Here is a 1,184-nt window from a genome sequence, read left to right as displayed (position 1 = left end):
GGCCGGTGTCGGAGCGGGGGCCCGGGCACAGCTTCCAGGTCGGCTGCCCGGCCAGCGGGCTGGACCCGGTGGACTTCCACCCCGACAGCCATGCCCTGCGGCAGGTCCTGCGCGCCGTGGGCGGGGACGCCGCCCAGTGGGCGCCGCCGGAGGTGTCGGCGCCGTCGGGCGACGCCGAGCACGGCGTGGACGCGGACTTCGAGCGGACCACGCGGGACTGGGCCGCCCGCCGGCAGCATCCGCTGCACCAGGTGCTGGTGCCCCGGCCGGCGGCGCTGAGCGCGGGCGTGGCCGACCTGTACCGGCGGTGGCTGCGGGCCGCCGGCAAGACCGGTGACCGGTTGGTGGTGGAGTGTGGCCGGCTGCTCGATCCGTGGCAGGTGGTACGGGCGGGACTGGTGCCGTACTGGTGTGAGAACGCCACCCGGCGCAGCGTCGACGAGGCCGAGTGGTGGCTCGCCGGCAGCGAGACGTTCAGCTCGGTGGACGTCCTGCCCGAGCCTCCCGGGATGCGTTCGCCCGCGCTGGCCGGGCTGCCGCAGTGGTTGGCCGTCGCGGGCTTCGGCCGGCGGCGGCGGGCGCTGGACCGGACCTCCGCCCGGGGCTATCCGGTGACGTCCGTGCCGACGCGCCGGGCCACCGAGGTCCTGCGCGCCCAGCCGTACGACCTGCCCGCTCCGCCCCCGCTGGGGGCCGCTGAGGCCCTGTCGGTGCTCCGCGACAGCGGCGGCCACCAGGGGTTGCTCGTCTCCTGAGGGGAGCACGCCGAAACTTCCTCGCGAACCCGGGGTCCCGTGATTGAGTACCTACGGAGCGGGAACATCGCTGGCTGCGACGGCCTGATTGCGCTGCGTAGAGGCGTTGTCGCCCGCTGGCATCCCAGTCACTGACCCACTTTCCGGCCCGGTGCGTGGCCCGACCACGCGCACGACCGGTTTCCCGATCCGGGCGGGGGACCTTCCTGAGGGAGGCGCGGATGTTCGGACAGACGAGCACGACCACGACCACACCACCACCCACCGAGCGTGGTCTGGAGGACCTGGACGCGGCGGCGCTGGCGTACGCGGCCCGGATCGAGGGGCTGCCGCCGGAGCGGCGGGGAGAGGCCCGCGACGACCTGGTGCGCTTCGCGCTGCCGTTCGCCGGGCGACAGATCGGAATAGCACACGACTGAAATCCAGTCA

2 pseudogenes are annotated in these 1,184 nt (G+C 74.4%); both read left to right on the top strand.

The window, feature by feature from the left end:
* A pseudogene (locus AB0J68_RS32400) lies at nucleotides 1-755 on the top strand (hypothetical protein); the annotation flags it as partial.
* Between the two features lie 221 nt (nucleotides 756-976).
* Nucleotides 977-1,150 (top strand): annotated as a pseudogene (locus AB0J68_RS32395) (SigB/SigF/SigG family RNA polymerase sigma factor); the annotation flags it as partial.
* Between the last annotated feature and the right edge of the window lie 34 nt (nucleotides 1,151-1,184).

Source organism: Micromonospora sp. NPDC049580 (genome assembly GCF_040675595.1).
In the GTDB taxonomy this organism is placed as follows: domain Bacteria; phylum Actinomycetota; class Actinomycetes; order Mycobacteriales; family Micromonosporaceae; genus Micromonospora.
The sequence above is the reverse complement of the archived record's forward strand: the minus strand, read 5'-3'. Positions and strand labels throughout refer to the sequence as shown.